The sequence below is a fragment of the Salmonella sp. JXY0409-18 genome, assembly GCF_020268625.1.
Classification (GTDB): domain Bacteria; phylum Pseudomonadota; class Gammaproteobacteria; order Enterobacterales; family Enterobacteriaceae; genus Salmonella; species Salmonella enterica.
Genome location: NZ_CP084216.1, coordinates 603,383 through 619,356, shown reverse-complemented (window position 1 = coordinate 619,356; position 15,974 = coordinate 603,383). Strand labels below are relative to the sequence as shown.

13 protein-coding genes are annotated in these 15,974 nt (G+C 51.3%); 4 read left to right on the top strand and 9 right to left on the bottom strand.

Annotated elements, in window-relative coordinates:
* Positions 1-16: 16 nt before the first annotated feature.
* Positions 17-1,003, top strand: a complete 987-nt coding sequence (locus LDB27_RS02975) for a glutathione S-transferase family protein (RefSeq protein ID WP_000531160.1) — start codon at positions 17-19, stop codon at positions 1,001-1,003.
* Between the two features lie 123 nt (positions 1,004-1,126).
* Positions 1,127-1,492 carry a DUF805 domain-containing protein gene (locus LDB27_RS02970; protein WP_000384139.1) on the top strand — a complete coding sequence of 122 codons (366 nt, stop codon included), beginning with the start codon at positions 1,127-1,129 and terminating at the stop codon, positions 1,490-1,492.
* Positions 1,493-1,530: 38 nt separating this feature from the next.
* Here the strand turns inward: LDB27_RS02970 and yhaJ are convergent, their stop codons facing one another.
* Positions 1,531-2,427 (bottom strand): DNA-binding transcriptional regulator YhaJ, encoded by an 897-nt coding sequence (yhaJ, locus tag LDB27_RS02965; protein WP_001041026.1) that lies wholly within the window; start codon positions 2,425-2,427, stop codon positions 1,531-1,533.
* Between the two features lie 104 nt (positions 2,428-2,531).
* On the opposite strand from yhaJ, the gene LDB27_RS02960 reads away from it, so the two are divergent.
* Both LDB27_RS02960 and LDB27_RS02955 read left to right on the top strand, forming a co-directional pair.
* Positions 2,532-3,233, top strand: a complete 702-nt coding sequence (locus LDB27_RS02960; protein ID WP_000633548.1) for a pirin family protein — start codon at positions 2,532-2,534, stop codon at positions 3,231-3,233.
* A 23-nt stretch (positions 3,234-3,256) separates the two neighbouring features.
* Entirely contained in the window at positions 3,257-3,421 is a 165-nt protein-coding gene (locus LDB27_RS02955) for a hypothetical protein (protein ID WP_000039326.1), read from the top strand.
* Between the two features lie 112 nt (positions 3,422-3,533).
* Here the strand turns inward: LDB27_RS02955 and LDB27_RS02950 are convergent, their stop codons facing one another.
* The 8 genes from LDB27_RS02950 to tdcA form a co-directional block, all read right to left on the bottom strand.
* A complete protein-coding gene (locus LDB27_RS02950) occupies positions 3,534-4,844 on the bottom strand; it encodes a serine dehydratase subunit alpha family protein (RefSeq protein WP_000463085.1) in 1,311 nt (436 codons plus the stop codon).
* Between the two features lie 25 nt (positions 4,845-4,869).
* The gene (locus LDB27_RS02945; RefSeq protein WP_000443189.1) at positions 4,870-6,201 is read right to left on the bottom strand and encodes an amino acid permease; all 1,332 of its coding nucleotides are present in this window, start codon (positions 6,199-6,201) and stop codon (positions 4,870-4,872) included.
* Between the two features lie 315 nt (positions 6,202-6,516).
* Positions 6,517-7,881 carry an L-serine ammonia-lyase gene (tdcG, locus tag LDB27_RS02940; RefSeq protein ID WP_000622088.1) on the bottom strand — a complete coding sequence of 455 codons (1,365 nt, stop codon included), beginning with the start codon at positions 7,879-7,881 and terminating at the stop codon, positions 6,517-6,519.
* A 69-nt stretch (positions 7,882-7,950) separates the two neighbouring features.
* Positions 7,951-10,245 (bottom strand): formate C-acetyltransferase, encoded by a 2,295-nt coding sequence (pflB, locus tag LDB27_RS02935; RefSeq protein ID WP_000867315.1) that lies wholly within the window; start codon positions 10,243-10,245, stop codon positions 7,951-7,953.
* A gap of 33 nt (positions 10,246-10,278) precedes the next feature.
* On the bottom strand, positions 10,279-11,487 hold the full coding sequence (tdcD, locus tag LDB27_RS02930; RefSeq protein ID WP_001001855.1) for a propionate kinase: 1,209 nt from the start codon (positions 11,485-11,487) through the stop codon (positions 10,279-10,281).
* A gap of 66 nt (positions 11,488-11,553) precedes the next feature.
* Positions 11,554-12,885 carry a threonine/serine transporter TdcC gene (tdcC, locus tag LDB27_RS02925; RefSeq protein ID WP_000108129.1) on the bottom strand — a complete coding sequence of 444 codons (1,332 nt, stop codon included), beginning with the start codon at positions 12,883-12,885 and terminating at the stop codon, positions 11,554-11,556.
* A gap of 20 nt (positions 12,886-12,905) precedes the next feature.
* Positions 12,906-13,895, bottom strand: a complete 990-nt coding sequence (tdcB, locus tag LDB27_RS02920) for a bifunctional threonine ammonia-lyase/L-serine ammonia-lyase TdcB (protein ID WP_000548368.1) — start codon at positions 13,893-13,895, stop codon at positions 12,906-12,908.
* Positions 13,896-13,992: 97 nt separating this feature from the next.
* Positions 13,993-14,931: a transcriptional regulator TdcA gene (gene tdcA, locus LDB27_RS02915; protein ID WP_001094907.1), complete on the bottom strand. Its 939-nt coding sequence runs from the start codon at positions 14,929-14,931 to the stop codon at positions 13,993-13,995.
* Positions 14,932-15,974 lie beyond the last annotated feature (1,043 nt).

Genomic DNA, 15,974 nt, shown 5'->3' with positions numbered 1-15,974 from the left:
TCTGAAGGAGAGAGACATGGGACAACTGATCGATGGCGTCTGGCACGACACCTGGTATGACACCAAATCTTCCGGGGGGAAATTTCAGCGTTCAGCGTCGGCTTTCCGCAACTGGCTTACCGCTGACGGCGCGCCCGGACCTTCCGGCGAAGGCGGATTCGCCGCAGAAAAAGATCGTTACCATCTGTACGTTTCCCTTGCCTGCCCCTGGGCGCATCGCACGCTCATTTTCCGTAAACTGAAAGGTCTGGAGCCATTTATTCCGGTTTCCGTCGTGAATCCATTGATGCTGGAAAACGGCTGGACGTTTGATGATACTTTTCCGGCGGCCACCGGCGATACCCTCTATCAGCATGAATTTCTCTACCAGTTGTATCTGCACGCCGATCCACACTACAGCGGCCGCGTCACCGTACCGGTCTTATGGGATAAAAAAAATCATACTATCGTCAGCAACGAGTCCGCCGAAATCATTCGTATGTTTAACTCCGCCTTCGATGGGCTGGGCGCTAAAGCCGGGGATTACTATCCCCCCGCGCTGCAAAGCAAAATTGACGAGTTAAACGGCTGGATTTATGACAACGTTAATAACGGCGTTTATAAAGCAGGCTTCGCCACCAGCCAGCAAGCGTATGATGAAGCGGTAGACAAGGTATTTACTGCGCTGGCGCGCCTGGAACAGATTCTCGGACAGCACCGCTATCTGACGGGCGACCAGTTGACCGAGGCGGATATCCGCTTATGGACGACCCTGGTACGCTTTGATCCGGTTTACGTGACTCATTTCAAGTGCGACAAATACCGAATCAGCGACTACCTGAATCTGTACGGTTTCCTGCGCGATATCTATCAAATACCGGGCATTGCTGAAACCGTTAATATGGACCATATTCGTCACCACTATTTCCGTAGCCATAAAACGATTAACCCCACAGGTATCATTTCTATCGGACCGTGGCAGGATCTGCTCGAACCTCACGGACGCGACGTGCGCTTTGGCTAATTTCAGGCGTCCTCCGGGACGCCTTATTAATTAATACCACAAATATTTACCAGCATTTCATTCGCGGCTATTCTTAGTTTGATTACTTTAAAAACAAGTGATTGAACCATTATTGAGGCGAAAATGGATTGGTATTTAAAGGTTTTAAAAAATTATCTGGGATTTGGCGGCCGCGCGCGACGCAAAGAGTACTGGATGTTTATTCTGGTCAATATCATCTTTACCTTTGTGTTGGGCCTGCTGGACGCCATGCTTGGCTGGCAACGCGCCGGGGGTGAAGGCGTTCTGACCACCATTTACGGCGTTCTGATCTTTTTACCGTGGTGGGCCGTGCAGTTCCGTCGTCTGCATGACACTGACCGCTCCGCATGGTGGCTACTGTTGCTACTTATCCCCATTATCGGCTGGCTTATCATCATCGCGTTCAACTGCCAGAATGGTACGCCAGGCGACAACCGCTTCGGCCCCGACCCGAAACGTTTTTCCTGATGGCGGCGCGGCGCCGCTTTTAAAGCGCCGCGCGCTATTTATTTTCCGGCGAATAGCTTAGGTATTTCCCGCAGGCACCAGGCTTTTGCCTCCCCCATACTGTCGCGCCGCCAGGCCATAATAATATCGATTTCGCTGGTCGATTCCGGGCTGACCACGCGTAGCCGCCCTTCGGCAATATCCTGTTCCACCATCGAATATGGCATGGTCGCGACGCCAAGCCCGGCCAGCAGCGCCTGACGTTTATCTTCAATCGTGCTTACCGTCAGACGTGGCTGCTTATCCAGCAGTTGCACCGTTAATACCGGCCGCTCGCGCGCGGTATCCGCTACCGCTACGCCGCGGTATTTAACCCGCGTCACTTCCGAAAGCGGCTCCGGCTCCTGATGAATAGGGTGGTCAGGCGCGGCGACATACACATTCATTAACGTATACAACTTACGGGAGTTAATTTCCGACGACGATCGAAAATGCATATCCGGGGCGATAACGATATCCGCCCGTCCCTGCTCAAGCCGCTCCCATGCGCCAGCCAGTACTTCGGTAATCAATGAAAGCTGCGTATTGGCTTTAGCGGCCAGCCGGTCGATCAGCGGAAAAAAAGCAGGCGTCGGTACCAGAGCTTCAGTGACCAGCGTCAGATGCGTTTCCCAACCGCGGGCCAACGCTTCAGCATCCGTCGTTAACTTGTCTGCCGCTTCCAGCAATACCCGCCCGCGTTCCAGCAGCATACGCCCGACGTTGGTGAATTTTGTACGATGGCCGGAGCGATCGAACAGTACAACGTCCAACTCTTCTTCCAGCTTCTGCATGGTGTAACTCAGCGCGGAGGGCACCCGCCCCAACTCATCAGCCGCTGCGGCAAAACTGCCCCGGCGGTCAATGGCGTCCATCACACGCAATGCTTCAAGCGTCAGCGCTCTCTCTTTAGCCATAACGTTCTCATTCAGGAAATTTGAACATACCGGGCAGAATATCTGGCTAACAATGCAGCGTCCAGCCCCTTAACATAAAAGGAAGTAAAGAGAGGTTAATAACGATGATTACGACCCGAACCGCCAAACAATGTGGACAAGCAGACTACGGATGGCTACAGGCCCGCTATACCTTCTCCTTTGGACACTATTTCGACCCTACACTGCTGGGCTACGCGTCGTTGCGCGTACTGAACCAGGAAGTGCTGGCGCCGGGCGCCTCTTTTCAGCCTCGAACTTATCCAAAGGTGGATATTTTAAACCTGATTCTGGACGGCGAAGCGGAATACCGCGACAGCGACGGCAACCATGTACAGGCTAAAGCGGGCGAAGCGTTACTGCTCGCCGCGCAGCCGGGCATTAGCTACAGCGAACATAATCTCAGCAAAGTTAAGCCGTTAACCCGAATGCAACTGTGGCTTGACGCCTGTCCTGAACGGGAAAACGCGCTGGTACAAAAAATCCCACTCCTGGCGGCGCAACAACAGCTTCTTGCCTCGCCCGACGGTGAGCAAAACAGCTTACAACTGCGCCAACAGGTCTGGGTACATCATATTACGCTGGAGAAAGGCGAATCGCTTAATTTCCAGCTTCACGGGCCGCGCGCCTATTTGCAGTCGATTCACGGTACGTTCCACGCGCTGACGCACAACGAAGAACGCGAGGCGTTAACCTGCGGGGATGGCGCATTTATTCGTGATGAACCTAACATTACGCTGGTTGCCGATACGCCGCTGCGCGCATTACTGGTAGATTTACCGGTGTAGTCAGCCAGAAAAGGAGTCACAAGATGAGCAAAAAATCGGCGAAGAAACGTCAGCCCGTGGTAAAACCTGCCGTACAGGAGGCGATGAGCGCCACTGTGCCGCTGGGCTATGAAGAGATGCTAACCGAACTGGAAGCCATCGTGGCGGACGCCGAAGCCCGGCTGGCAGAAGAAGAGGCCGCAGCCTGAAATCATGCCGGATGGCGGCGCAAGCGCCCGATCCGGCTTAGAACAGGTAGACCCGATAAGCGCAGCGCCATCGGGCAACACGCTGCCCCGACGTCATGCCGGGGCGTTATTATTAATGCGCTTTACTGGCCATAATCTCGATGATCTGCTTGTCTGTCTGCTGCATTGAGCGACACGCCAGCGAACACAAATTCGAAATAGATTGTTCGACATTGTGCGCCACAATCCCTTCGTTTCCGGTCACCGCCGTATCATCCAACGCCATCAGTACGGCTTTCCACGCCGCCGACGCGCTGGTAGAGACTTTCATCGCACAGCTATTCGACGCGCCATCGCAAATCATCCCGCTGACATCGCCGATCATACTGCTGATAGCCATTGCGATAGTGTCATAACGACCATCTATCAGCCACGCCATACCCGCCGCCGCGCCCATCGCCGCCGTAGTTGCCGCGCACAGCGCCGACAAACGCGGAAGCTGATGGTGAATATAGATAGCGCTCAAATGCGATAACATTAGCGCGCGCGCCAGGCGCTCGTCATCGGCACCGACATGTTCAGCAACCACCATGACTGGCACCGTGGCGGTAATCCCCTGGTTGCCGGAGCCGGAGTTGCTCATCGCGGGCAACGTGGCGCCGCCCATTCTGGCGTCTGACGCCGCGCTGGTACGGATCAAAATCGCCGTGGAGAGATCTTTCGCCAGCAGACCGCGATCGCACTGTTTGGCCAGCGTCGAACCGATATGCAGCCCCCAGGAACCACGCAGTCCCTCCTGCGACAACGCGCCGTTTAGCCTGGCCGCATCGAGAATAAAGCGGATAGCGTCAAAGGGCACCGCATTCACAAACGCCAGGATCTCTTCCAGCGAGGTATGAGACAGCACTCCCAGTGGCGAGGTTTTTTCTTCTTCCTGCGCATTATCGGCCTGGGTAAATACCACGCCCTTGTCGGTTTCTATCCGCACAATGTTTGTATGATCGCCGACGATCGTGACACATGCCCAGCTATCGCCGCGATAAACTTTCGCCCGTGAAAACAGGATGTCGTTACATGGCTCCTGCAACATCACTGCGACATGTCCGGCGGCCAGCATCGCTTTTGCATCGGCAACGGCTTTAGCGGAAGCGTCTTTTAACACCTCCAACCCGGCTTTCGCATTACCGCCCAACGCGCCAAGCGCTGCGGCGATCGGTAGCCCTACCATTCCCGTTCCTGGAACGGTAACGCCCATACCATTTTTCATCAGATTAGGCGAAACCCACGCGTCAATGCGTTCAACTGTGCCGTCAAGTTCAGCCGCCGCCGCCGCTGCCGCCAGCGCCAGTGAAATTGGCTCAGTACACCCCAGCGCCGGTTTTACTTCTTCCTGTACGGCCAGGATAAAACTTTGCCACAATGGATTTATTTTAGATTCAAACATAACAACAACCTTAATCTCAGGTATATCAAGAGAATGCCAGGAACGGAGAAACGCATAGCAGCAGACCGGTAATAATAATCAGGTACAACGAAGCGCCTTTATATTTGTGCAATGCGGGAACCTTGTAGACCAACCATGCCGGAATTAAACAGCCCACCATACCGAAGATAGGGCTACAAATAGAGGTGAAACTCAGTACCGGCGCGTTGAGCACAATGGCGCTCCAGGCCAGCAAAATAGCGAAAATCATAATGCCGCGCTGTACCAGATTTTCCTTAATCTTCTCGGCGGGCATTTTGCGGCGCAGGATATTCATCACAATGCCTTGCGTCGCTTCGCGGAATCCTAAGTAAACGCCAAAGAAGGCGGTCATGACGGCAAAGATGTTCAGAATTACGCTAACCACTTTGACCCAGCCAGCGCCATCGCCGCTAATAAACTGCGCGGCGATCGCCAGGGCGGAAATATTCTGCTCGTAGGCTTTCACCGCTTCGTCATGCCCCATCGCCAGGGTGAAGGAAACCGCATAGAAAAAGACGGTAACGAACAGGACGCCAAACGCGATATTCATGGCGCGCAACGCTTTATGACGTGCGACCTCAATAGATTTTTCGCGTGAACGGTAAGAGATCACCATTGGGCTTAACGTCTGGATAAATAAAATCGAGGTCAGCGTAAATGGCAGGGTAATAATGGCGTTTTTAATCAGCAGGGCCATCGGCGGCAGCGCGCCAATGTTATACAGATGCCACATACCCACCATGGAGACGCCCAGCGCCGCTACTACCAGTAGCTTGGTCAGCACCATGCCGGTGGAAATTTTGAACAGTAATTTTTCACCGCGTGAGGAAATCGCCACCAGGATGCAGATCAGCACCAGACCATAAAACGGACTATCGGAAAGTAATCCTTCCGTTACGCCGAAAGTATGCAGATAAGAGGCGCTGTCGTTAGTAATCGCCGTAGAATAGACGAACATCCAGATGACGAGCATTACAAAGTACAGCGCACCTAATAAAATACCCCAGTTTTTGCCCAGATAGCCGCTGATCACGCTGGGGTAGTCTTTACATTCCGGGGATTCCGCCAGCGTATTAATAAACAGCCGCTGGAACAGGTACATGGCCGGATAGCCAATAATAGAAGAGAGTAAAAAGACCCAAAGTCCCATCAGGCCAACCTGGACAGGAAGAAAAACGATTCCTGCGCCGATCGCCATCCCGATACTCATAATGACCCAACCGGTGTCGGTACTATCAAATTTGATAGCTTCACGCCATTCGCTTTCTGTCATCCCTGCCCGACGCGCCGGGGCTGATGCGTCGAGGATTACGCTGGTATTACTAGCCGATTCCATAAAATTCTCGCTCAATGTGTAGGTAGAGGTTTTTTTTATTTTTCGTGCCGCAGCAAGGCGATATGCAGAACGTGAGGTGCAGGTGCTTTCTTGTAATAAGAAAATCATACGCGCACGATAAGAGAAAAACTTACCAATAAAACACCTGCATTTCTTGTGGGTTAAGAATTCTTTTCTATTTACTATTGGTTTAATGTTGTTATTTTCTCTATTTGACGCACATCACAACAAAAAAGGGCGCACACTGGTGCGCCCTTTTCTCAGCTTCTGTCTTCTGCGTTATCCCATAGCCTGCTCACTCTGCGCCTGTCGGGCCTATCCACAAACGACTTTAATCGCCAGACCGCCGCGCGACGTCTCGCGATATTTGTCGTTCATGTCTTTACCCGTTTCGTACATGGTTTCGATCACTTTATCGAGCGAAACCCGCGGCTCAGAGGTACGGCGTAGCGCCATTCGCGCCGCATTTACCGCTTTAACGGCGTTAATCGCATTACGTTCAATACAAGGGATTTGTACCTGACCCGCCACCGGGTCACAGGTGAGGCCAAGGTTATGCTCCATCGCAATTTCCGCCGCAATACAGACCTGCGCCGGGCTACCGCCCAGCAGTTCTGTCAGCCCCGCCGCCGCCATCGAACACGCGACGCCAACCTCGCCCTGACACCCCACTTCCGCGCCGGATATCGAGGCGTTCATCTTGTACAGCATGCCAATCGCCCCCGCCGACAACAGATAACGGGCGATAGAGTTGGCATTGACCGGACGACGGAATTTGTCGTAATAGGCCAGCACCGCAGGAATAATGCCGCACGCGCCGTTGGTCGGCGCGGTGACCACTCGCCCGCCCGCCGCGTTCTCTTCGCTCACGGCCAGGGCGAACATGTTAATCCAGTCGATGACGTTCATTGGATCGCGGGAGAGATTATCGCTGGAGACCAGCAGACGCCGTAACGCTACCGCGCGGCGTGGAACGTTCAGCGGCCCCGGCAGCACGCCCTCAGTATTCATGCCACGTTCAATTCCGGTCTCCATCACCTGCCAGATGCGGGCAAAGCCAGCGTCAATCTGCTCTTTGCTCCGCAACGCCAGTTCATTTTGCATCATCAGGCCGGAAACCGAGAGCCCCTGTCTTTCACACAGCGTCAGCAGTTCGCTGGCGGAATGAAAATCATACGGCACCGATTTTTCTACGTCGTGCGACTGACCAAAGCGTTCCTCTTCGACAATAAAGCCGCCGCCAATAGAGTAATACGTTTTGTGTAAAAGCGGCGTTTGTCCGTTCCAGGCGGTAATTCGCATACCGTTTTCATGGCGCGCCAGGGTTTCAGCGTGAAAGAGAATACTGTCGGCGACGGGAAAATCCACCACATGCGCGCCACCCGCCACCGATAAACGGCTGCTGCGGACAACCTCCTGGATAAACGCCGGAATGCTATCAATATTGACATCCTGCGGCGTATTGCCTGCCAGGCCCATAATGATGGCGGTATCGGTCGCGTGGCCTTTGCCCGTCAGCGATAGCGATCCGTAAAGATCAACCGTGATGCGCGTCGTTCGCGGCAGGTCGCCGCTGTCGTTCAGCCGATCGATAAAACATTTTCCTGCATTCATTGGCCCTACGGTATGGGAGCTTGAAGGTCCAATGCCAATCTTAAAAATATCAAATGCGCTAATCATATCTCCCCCTAAGATTACCGTTCAGTGAAGATCCGTCGCGGGACGATCCACACGATCGCCCCGTTCACGTTACATCGCCTGAGTAAAGGTGCGCGAAATAACGTCCTGTTGCTGCTCACGAGTCAGCGCATTGAAGCGCACGGCATAGCCGGAAACGCGGATCGTCAGGTTCGGGTAGTTTTCCGGATGTTCAATCGCATCCAACAACATTTCACGGTTCATGACATTGACGTTCAGATGCTGCCCGCCTTCTACCTGTGCTTCATGATGGAAATAGCCGTCCAGCAGGCCAACCAGATTGGTTTTCCGCACCGCATCTTCTTTTCCGAGCGCCGCAGGCACAATCGAGAAGGTGTACGAAATACCGTCTTTGGCGTAGGTAAACGGCAGTTTCGCCACCGACGTCAGCGAGGCCACCGCCCCTTTGCGGTCACGACCGTGCATCGGGTTCGCCCCCGGCGCGAACGGCGTTCCGGCGCGGCGTCCATCCGGCGTATTGCCGGTCTTCTGCCCGTACACGACGTTCGAGGTGATGGTCAAAATGGACTGCGTCGGCACCGCATTGCGATACGTCGGCAACACACTAATTTTTTGCATAAAGCGTTTCACCAGGTCGCAGGCGATGCTGTCCACGCGCTCATCGTTGTTGCCGTACTGCGGATACTCGCCTTCAATAGCGAAGTCGATGGCAAGGCCGTTTTCGTTGCGGATCGGCTTCACCTGAGCGTACCTGATAGCGGACAGGGAATCCGCCGCCACCGACAGTCCGGCGATGCCGCACGCCATCGTCCGATACACATCACGGTCGTGCAGCGCCATCAGCGAAGCTTCATAGCTGTACTTATCGTGCATGTAGTGAATGATGTTCAGCGCGCTAATGTACTGCACCGCCAGCCAGTCCATAAAATGGTCGAGGCTCTCCATTACCGCGTCGTAATCCAGCACCTCATCCGTTAACGGCGCGGTTTTCGGCCCAACCTGGATTTTCAGTTTCTCGTCAACGCCGCCATTGATAGCGTACAGCAACGTTTTGGCAAGGTTGGCGCGCGCGCCGAAGAACTGCATCTGCTTACCGATGACCATCGGGCTGACGCAACAAGCGATGGCGTAATCGTCGCTGTTAAAGTCGGTACGCATTAAATCGTCGTTTTCATACTGCAAAGATGAGGTCACGATGGAGACCTGCGCAGCATATTTTTTGAATGCCACCGGCAACGCTTCTGACCACAGTATGGTCAGGTTCGGCTCCGGCGCTGGCCCCATCGTGTGCAGGGTATGCAGATAACGGAAGGAGTTCTTCGTCACCAGCGTGCGGCCATCAAGCCCCATCCCGCCAATAACTTCGGTGGCCCAGATCGGATCACCGGAAAAGAGCGAGTCAAATTCCGGCGTGCGCAGGAAGCGCACCATGCGGATCTTCATGATGAAATGGTCGATCAGTTCCTGCGCCTGCTGCTCTGTCAGAAGGCCCGCGTTGAAATCGCGCTCAATGTAGATATCAAGGAACGAGGCGGTTCTTCCCAGCGACATTGCACCGCCATTTTGCGATTTTACCGCCGCCAGATAAGCGAAGTAGAGCCACTGTACCGCTTCCTGCGCGTTGCGCGCCGGGCGGGAGATATCGTAGCCGTATTTCGCCGCCATCTCCTGCATTTGCAGCAGCGCGCGACGATGCTCCGCCAACTCCTCACGCAGGCGAATCGTCGCCTCAAGATTCTGTCCCTGCTCCAGATTCGACTGCAGATCGGCGAATTGCAGCTCGCGTTCGCGCACCAGATAACGGATGCCATACAGCGCGACGCGACGATAATCGCCAATAATGCGCCCGCGACCATAACCATCCGGCAAACCGGTTAATACGCCGGATTTACGGCAGCGCAGCATATCCGGCGAGTAAACATCGAATACGCCCTGATTATGGGTTTTCCGCAGATCGGTAAAGGTATATTCAAAATCGGCGTCCATTTCGCGGCCATAGGCGTGGAATGAACTTTTGATCATGTTAACGCCGCCAAACGGATGCAAAGCGCGTTTAAGCGGCTTATCCGTTTGTAAACCGACGATTTTTTCCAGATCTTTTTCAATATATCCCGCATCGTGCGCGGTAATCGTCGTCGCGATGTTGGTATCGAAATCCACCGGCGCATGGGTCGCGTTCTCGATACGTATTCCCGCCATCACCTTTTCCCACAGCGCCGTGGTCGCTGGCGTCGCGTCGGCGAGAAAAGATTCATCCCCCTCATAGGGCGTATAGTTATGCTGAATAAAATCACGGACATTAATTTCTTCTTTCCAGTCCGTACCTTTAAAATCACGCCATGCTTCGGCATACAGCATATCGCTGGTATCGATATTTACCTTCATGAAAAATAATCTCTCTACAGAACAGCCGTTAAGTTATGCAAATTCCACTGGTGCTTTCACGTTGCCTAAATGAATGGCATCAAGGGCAATCATTTTCTCTTCATTCGTGGGAATAACAGCGCAAATAACCTGAGAAGGGTTAGCGGAAATAATGCGCTCGCCGTGAGAATTCGGCTGCTTATTCATTTCAACGTCTAACGTAAGCCCCAGCACGCCCAGATGTTCAATTACCAACTGGCGAATTAATACTGAATTTTCACCAATACCGCCGGTAAAAATAATGCCATCCAGCCGATGTAACGATGCCGCGTGTCCGGCAATATGACGGGCGATACGGTGGACAAATGTTTTTATCGCTAACCGGGCGCGCTCATGTCCTTCGTGCCAGGCTTTTTCCAGGACTCTAAGGTCGGATGACAAACCGGAGATGCCGAGCAAACCGGACTCTTTATTCACCACTCGCTCCAGATCGCTCAACGTCTGCCCGGTTTCTTTGGCTATCCACGCCATCGCGCCGAAATCAACGTCGCCGCTGCGAGTGCCCATCATCAGCCCCTCAAGCGGCGTCATCCCCATTGAGGTATCCACGCTCTGACCATTGCGTACCGCGCAGATAGACGCCCCATTGCCCAGATGCGCGACAATCAGACCCGAGTTTTTTTCATCGAGATCGAGTAGTTCATACGCGCGCCGCGAAACATAGCGATGCGACGTACCGTGAAAGCCGTAGCGACGCACACCCAGACTGGAAAAATACTCCCACGGCAATCCGTATAAATAGGCTTCCGGCGCCAGCGTCTGGTGGAAACTGGTATCAAATACCGCCACTTGCCGCACGGCCGGGAAAAGGTGCCGCGCCGCGTCAATGCCGCTTAAATTAGCGTAATTATGCAGCGGCGCCAAAGGCGATACCCGACGAATATTATCGATAATCTCATCGGTAATAATGACGGACTGTGTAAATAGCTCTCCACCGTGCGCAATACGGTGACCAATTAATGCCACGCTATCCGTTAAATCACGTTTTTCCAGCTCAAAGGCAATGGCTTTTAACGCGTCCTCATAATTAGAGTGCGCGAGGTTTATCGGCTTATCGCCATTAATAGATAAAAAGGCGTTTTCAGTATTCATTCCATCTGCTATTCCCGCCATTAAAACATCACAGGTAGCGACATCCAGTACAGAGAATTTGATAGAAGATGATCCGCAATTAATGACCAGAACGACCGGAAATTCATTCATGTAGTGCCTCCGTCGATGTCAGCCTGCGTCCACGCCCTGGGGCGGAACGCAGGCTAAACGTGAGGATTAGAACAATTTGTAGACAATATTCAGGATGGTCAGCAAACCAATCAGGGTGACGAACACGTTATCCAGACGGCCACGGTACTTCGCCAGCGACGGCGCTTTACGAATGGCGTACATCGGCAGCAGGCATAACAGCGAGGCGATAATCGGCGCGCCCATCGCTTCAATCAGGTCCAGAATGTTCGGGTTTGCGTAAGCTACGACCCAGGTAGACCCCATAATGAAGATCATGCTGATGGTGTTAAGCTTGCCCATAGAGACTTTGGTTTTATCGCCTTTATAACCGAATTTCAGCACCAGGCCGTTCAGCCCTTCCAGCGTCCCCAGGTAGTGGCCGAAGAAAGATTTGAAAATAGCAACCAGCGCGATGATAGACGCGCCATACTCCAGCACCGTTGCAAAAGTGGATTTTGTCCCCGACAAAGAGGCGAAATGGTTGGCCAGGTAGGAAAGTACCGGAATGTTCTGCGCTTTCGCATCCGCCATGTTCTGCGGAGAGAGCGTAAACAGGCAGCTAAAGGCGAAGAACATCACCACGGCGACCATCAGCATACTGGCGCGCGAGATGATCTGTGAACATTTACGCTCGGTAAATTCGCGGCCAAACTCTTTCTCATACTCTTCACGCTTAGACACCACGAAGGAAGAGACGATGGGCGAAAAGTTAAAGGAGAACACCATGATAGAGATGCCCAGCCACACCGTAACCAGTATGCCATCATGCCCGGTCAGCGCGATATTACTGAGATCAACCTGATCGATAACCGCCGAGTTCCAGTAAGGAATCAGCGATAATGAGATTAGCACCAGGCTGGCGATAAACGGCCATACCAGGTAACTCATCACCTTAACCATCAGATCTTTACCAAACCAGATCACAAAGGCCATCAGCAGCAGCAAGAACAGCGCCACGAAACCGCGATTCAACGCTGGCATCTGCAACTGGTTTTCCCAAAACGTCATGAACGTGTTAGTAATGGTGACGCCATAAATCCACAGCAGCGGACAAATCGCAAAGAAGTAAAGGAACGTGATAACTACCCCGCCCGTTTTACCAAAGTGCTCTTCGACCGTTTCCGTAATATTGCCGGACGGATTAGATCCGGATAAACACAGACGCGCCAGCGCCCGGTGACAATAGAACGCAATGGGGTAAGCTAAAACCAGCATCAGCAGAATGGGGATAAGCCCGCCAAACCCGGCGCGGATAGGGAAAAACAGCACCCCGGCGCCGATGGCGGTACCAAATAAACCCAGCGTCCACGTCGTGTCCGATTTACGCCATGACGACTGTTTTGCCTGGCTGGATACAATGCTATCAGTAGTACTCATATCCTATCCTCACGAAAAGATTAAGCGTCAACTAAACCCGTAATTTGTGATACCCGAGAAAGATCGATATTGCCGCCAGAAATAATACTGACCGTTTTTCTGTTCTGAATATGGCTATCTAATTTCCCGCTTAATAGTGCGGCGCAGGCCAGAGCGCCAGCGCCTTCAGTAATAACCTTATTGCGCTGAATTAAAGCGATCATGCTGTTACGAATTTCATCTTCGCTAACCAGAACAATGTCATCGACTAATTCACGAACAATTTCATAGGTTAAATTGCCCGGGCGGGAGACATCACAACCATCCGCCAGGGTGCCGGTCGTTCGGTGCGTGGTTATTTCGCCAGCGTAATAAGACGCCGCCATACCGTGAACATTTTCGGCCTGTACGCCGATGACTTTAATGGTCGGGTTAATCGATTTAATCGCAATGGCAATACCTGCAATTAAACCGCCGCCGCCAATAGGCACGATGACATTATCGACATCGTACAGATCTTCCATAATTTCCAGACCAATAGTGCCCTGTCCGGCGATGACTTTTGGATCGTCGTAAGGCGGAATAAAAATGCGGCCTTCGGTTTCGACAATTTCACTCACCTTAGCAATGGTGTCATTGAAGTTGTCACCGTGGAGCACCACTTCCGCCGAATAATCACAGGTGGCCGCCACTTTTGACTTTGGCGCGCCCTTCGGCATCACGACTTTGCCGTCAATACCCAGCATTGCGCAAGAAAGAGAAACGCCCTGTGCATGATTACCTGCGGAACAGGCCACGACGCCTTTACGTTTTTCCGCCTCCGTTAACGAGCTAAGTTTGTTAAAAGCGCCACGAATTTTAAATGAACCCGTACGCTGCATATTTTCAAACTTGAGAAATATTTCGCCTTTGCAACGTTCACTAAAATAGTTAGAGCGAGGCATTCCCGTTTTATATATCTTCCCCGCCAGTCTTTTTTTCGCTTCGAGGATATCTTCAATTGCAACCGGGAGATCGTATGTAATGTGCATTATAACCTCTTAACCTGGGTATTAAAAATAAGTTACCGTTGCCCACTGTTCAAAAGAAACAGGTGGCGTCAATTTCGCTAAATATGTTTATTCCATATCATTCAATTTCTATTAACTGCCTGCGTCTGCATCCATTATATGATGAATATTGTTTAGCCAATTCTACTAATACTGAAGCGGCTTTTTTGATACGATAATTTTTAGACCATACCGCCGCATAACGTGCGACGGGTAACGTGTCTTTTATGGGTATCGTGATAAATTGATTAGAGCCAAAAGGCGTGGTCATATCGCAGGGAATAACAGTTAAGAAATCAGCATTGAGAACAAGATTATATATTGTGACAACGGAATCTGTTTTAACAATGTTTTCGATGCTGATGCCATTTCGTTGTAGAGTGGTGAGTAATTCGCTGTAGTAGCCCATATTCGTTTGCGGCAACACCCACTGTTCGTCTTTTAACGATTCCAGTGTGATGGTGCCGGTGCATGTTCGGGACTTGCTGGCTACCAGGACAAACTCTGATTCAAACAGCGGCTCGACATGCAGATCCTGTAGCTGCATTTCATTACTGAGCGTACCGATAGCAAAGTCCAGCCGCCCGTCGCGCAGGGCCGGCAGGAATGAAGAGAGCTGAGCTTCGTACATGGATACCTGCGCTTTTGGAAATACCTCTTTGAACTTATGAATCATATCGGACATGAAGGTAAAGCCAATCAGCGAAGGAAAACCAAACGAGACGTCGACAACGGTATTGCACGTCATACTGTTCATCTCGTTGATCATGTTTTTCATTTCGCGGGTGATAGATTCAGACCAGGAAAGCAGTACCTGTCCCGCTTCGGTCAACGTAACGCCGGTATTTTTGCGTACAATTAGCTCAACGCCAAAATAGGCCTCAACATCGCTAATGATTTTACTGACGGCGGGTTGGGTTAACCCTAACGATTTTGCGGCAGAACCGATAGAACCACTTCTAATGACTTCCTGAAAGACCACCAAATGCTGTGTTTTAGGGAGAACAAGAGTATTCATATCTACCGCTCTGAAATAACATTGTGAACGGCAGGAAGTGTAGCAAATTAAATCTTAAAGGTTATGTGCGACCACTCACAAATTAACTTTCCGCAATTTTTACATGGTCTTTATTAAATAAATAAAGCCTATTATTTCAATAAGTTGCAAAAACAAAGCAGTAACTTAGTCTGATTTCAATCAAAAAACAGGGTCGGGATAACGATATATTATGGCGATAACCAGTCTATTTTACCTCCTATTTTCGACGTCCTGTGAAGACGATATTTCAATCAATTACGGGACATTTTATCGACAATTCCAGCGTTAAATTTAAAGTGTAATTTCTCAAATTTAAGTATAAACCGGAGGTAAATGCGCTTAAAAACCGTTACGCGTCACATTTTTTTACCTTATTTGTTTGTAAAGAAACATTTAATAAAATTTTAACCAAAATATTTCATACATTTAATTTTCATTTACAACAAATAATTTACACCGCTTTCTTGCTGTTTTTCAGGATGTAATTTTGTGAAAGAAATCGATTGCTTTTCACTTCAACTAAAAAGAGCGCAGTCTATAGCGTTTTGTGTTTCTCATCACAAAAACGAATAATATTATGTCACCACGGCTGTCAATTAATTGCCGGATAGTGACGCTGGCGTCTTCTGCAACCTCTATACCCTTCACCGGCCTGATAAGCAAAAACCCGCCAGCTTACACTGACGGTTTTTTGCATGAAGAGATGAAACTGACCGATAAGCCGCTTTCTTTTGGGTATAGTGTCGTGGACAGTCATTCATCCTGCCGCCCTGTAAAAGCAAAAACCCGCCAGCTTACACTGACGGGTTTTATGAAGAGGTGAAACTGACCGATAAGCCGCTTTTCTTTTGGGTATAGCGTCGTGGACAGTCATCCATCCTGCCGCCCTGTAAAAGCAAAAACCCGCCGAAGCGGGTTTTATGAAGAGGTGAAACTGACCGATAAGCCACTTTCTTTTGGGTATCGCGTCGTGGACAGTCATTCATCCTGCCGCCCTGTAAAAGCAAAAACCCGCCAGCTTA

What these genes read in the sequence shown, in the direction of transcription:
- tdcG (WP_000622088.1), bottom strand. Translation starts at nt 7,881, where the DNA reads ATGATTAGCGCATTTGATATTTTTAAGATTGGCATTGGACCTTCAAGC.
- LDB27_RS02960 (WP_000633548.1), top strand. Translation starts at nt 2,532, where the DNA reads ATGATTACGACCCGAACCGCCAAACAATGTGGACAAGCAGACTACGGA.
- tdcD (WP_001001855.1), bottom strand. Translation starts at nt 11,487, where the DNA reads ATGAATGAATTTCCGGTCGTTCTGGTCATTAATTGCGGATCATCTTCT.
- LDB27_RS02975 (WP_000531160.1), top strand. Translation starts at nt 17, where the DNA reads ATGGGACAACTGATCGATGGCGTCTGGCACGACACCTGGTATGACACC.
- LDB27_RS02950 (WP_000463085.1), bottom strand. Translation starts at nt 4,844, where the DNA reads ATGTTTGAATCTAAAATAAATCCATTGTGGCAAAGTTTTATCCTGGCC.
- LDB27_RS02945 (WP_000443189.1), bottom strand. Translation starts at nt 6,201, where the DNA reads ATGGAATCGGCTAGTAATACCAGCGTAATCCTCGACGCATCAGCCCCG.
- pflB (WP_000867315.1), bottom strand. Translation starts at nt 10,245, where the DNA reads ATGAAGGTAAATATCGATACCAGCGATATGCTGTATGCCGAAGCATGG.
- yhaJ (WP_001041026.1), bottom strand. Translation starts at nt 2,427, where the DNA reads ATGGCTAAAGAGAGAGCGCTGACGCTTGAAGCATTGCGTGTGATGGAC.
- tdcB (WP_000548368.1), bottom strand. Translation starts at nt 13,895, where the DNA reads ATGCACATTACATACGATCTCCCGGTTGCAATTGAAGATATCCTCGAA.
- LDB27_RS02970 (WP_000384139.1), top strand. Translation starts at nt 1,127, where the DNA reads ATGGATTGGTATTTAAAGGTTTTAAAAAATTATCTGGGATTTGGCGGC.
- tdcC (WP_000108129.1), bottom strand. Translation starts at nt 12,885, where the DNA reads ATGAGTACTACTGATAGCATTGTATCCAGCCAGGCAAAACAGTCGTCA.
- LDB27_RS02955 (WP_000039326.1), top strand. Translation starts at nt 3,257, where the DNA reads ATGAGCAAAAAATCGGCGAAGAAACGTCAGCCCGTGGTAAAACCTGCC.
- tdcA (WP_001094907.1), bottom strand. Translation starts at nt 14,931, where the DNA reads ATGAATACTCTTGTTCTCCCTAAAACACAGCATTTGGTGGTCTTTCAG.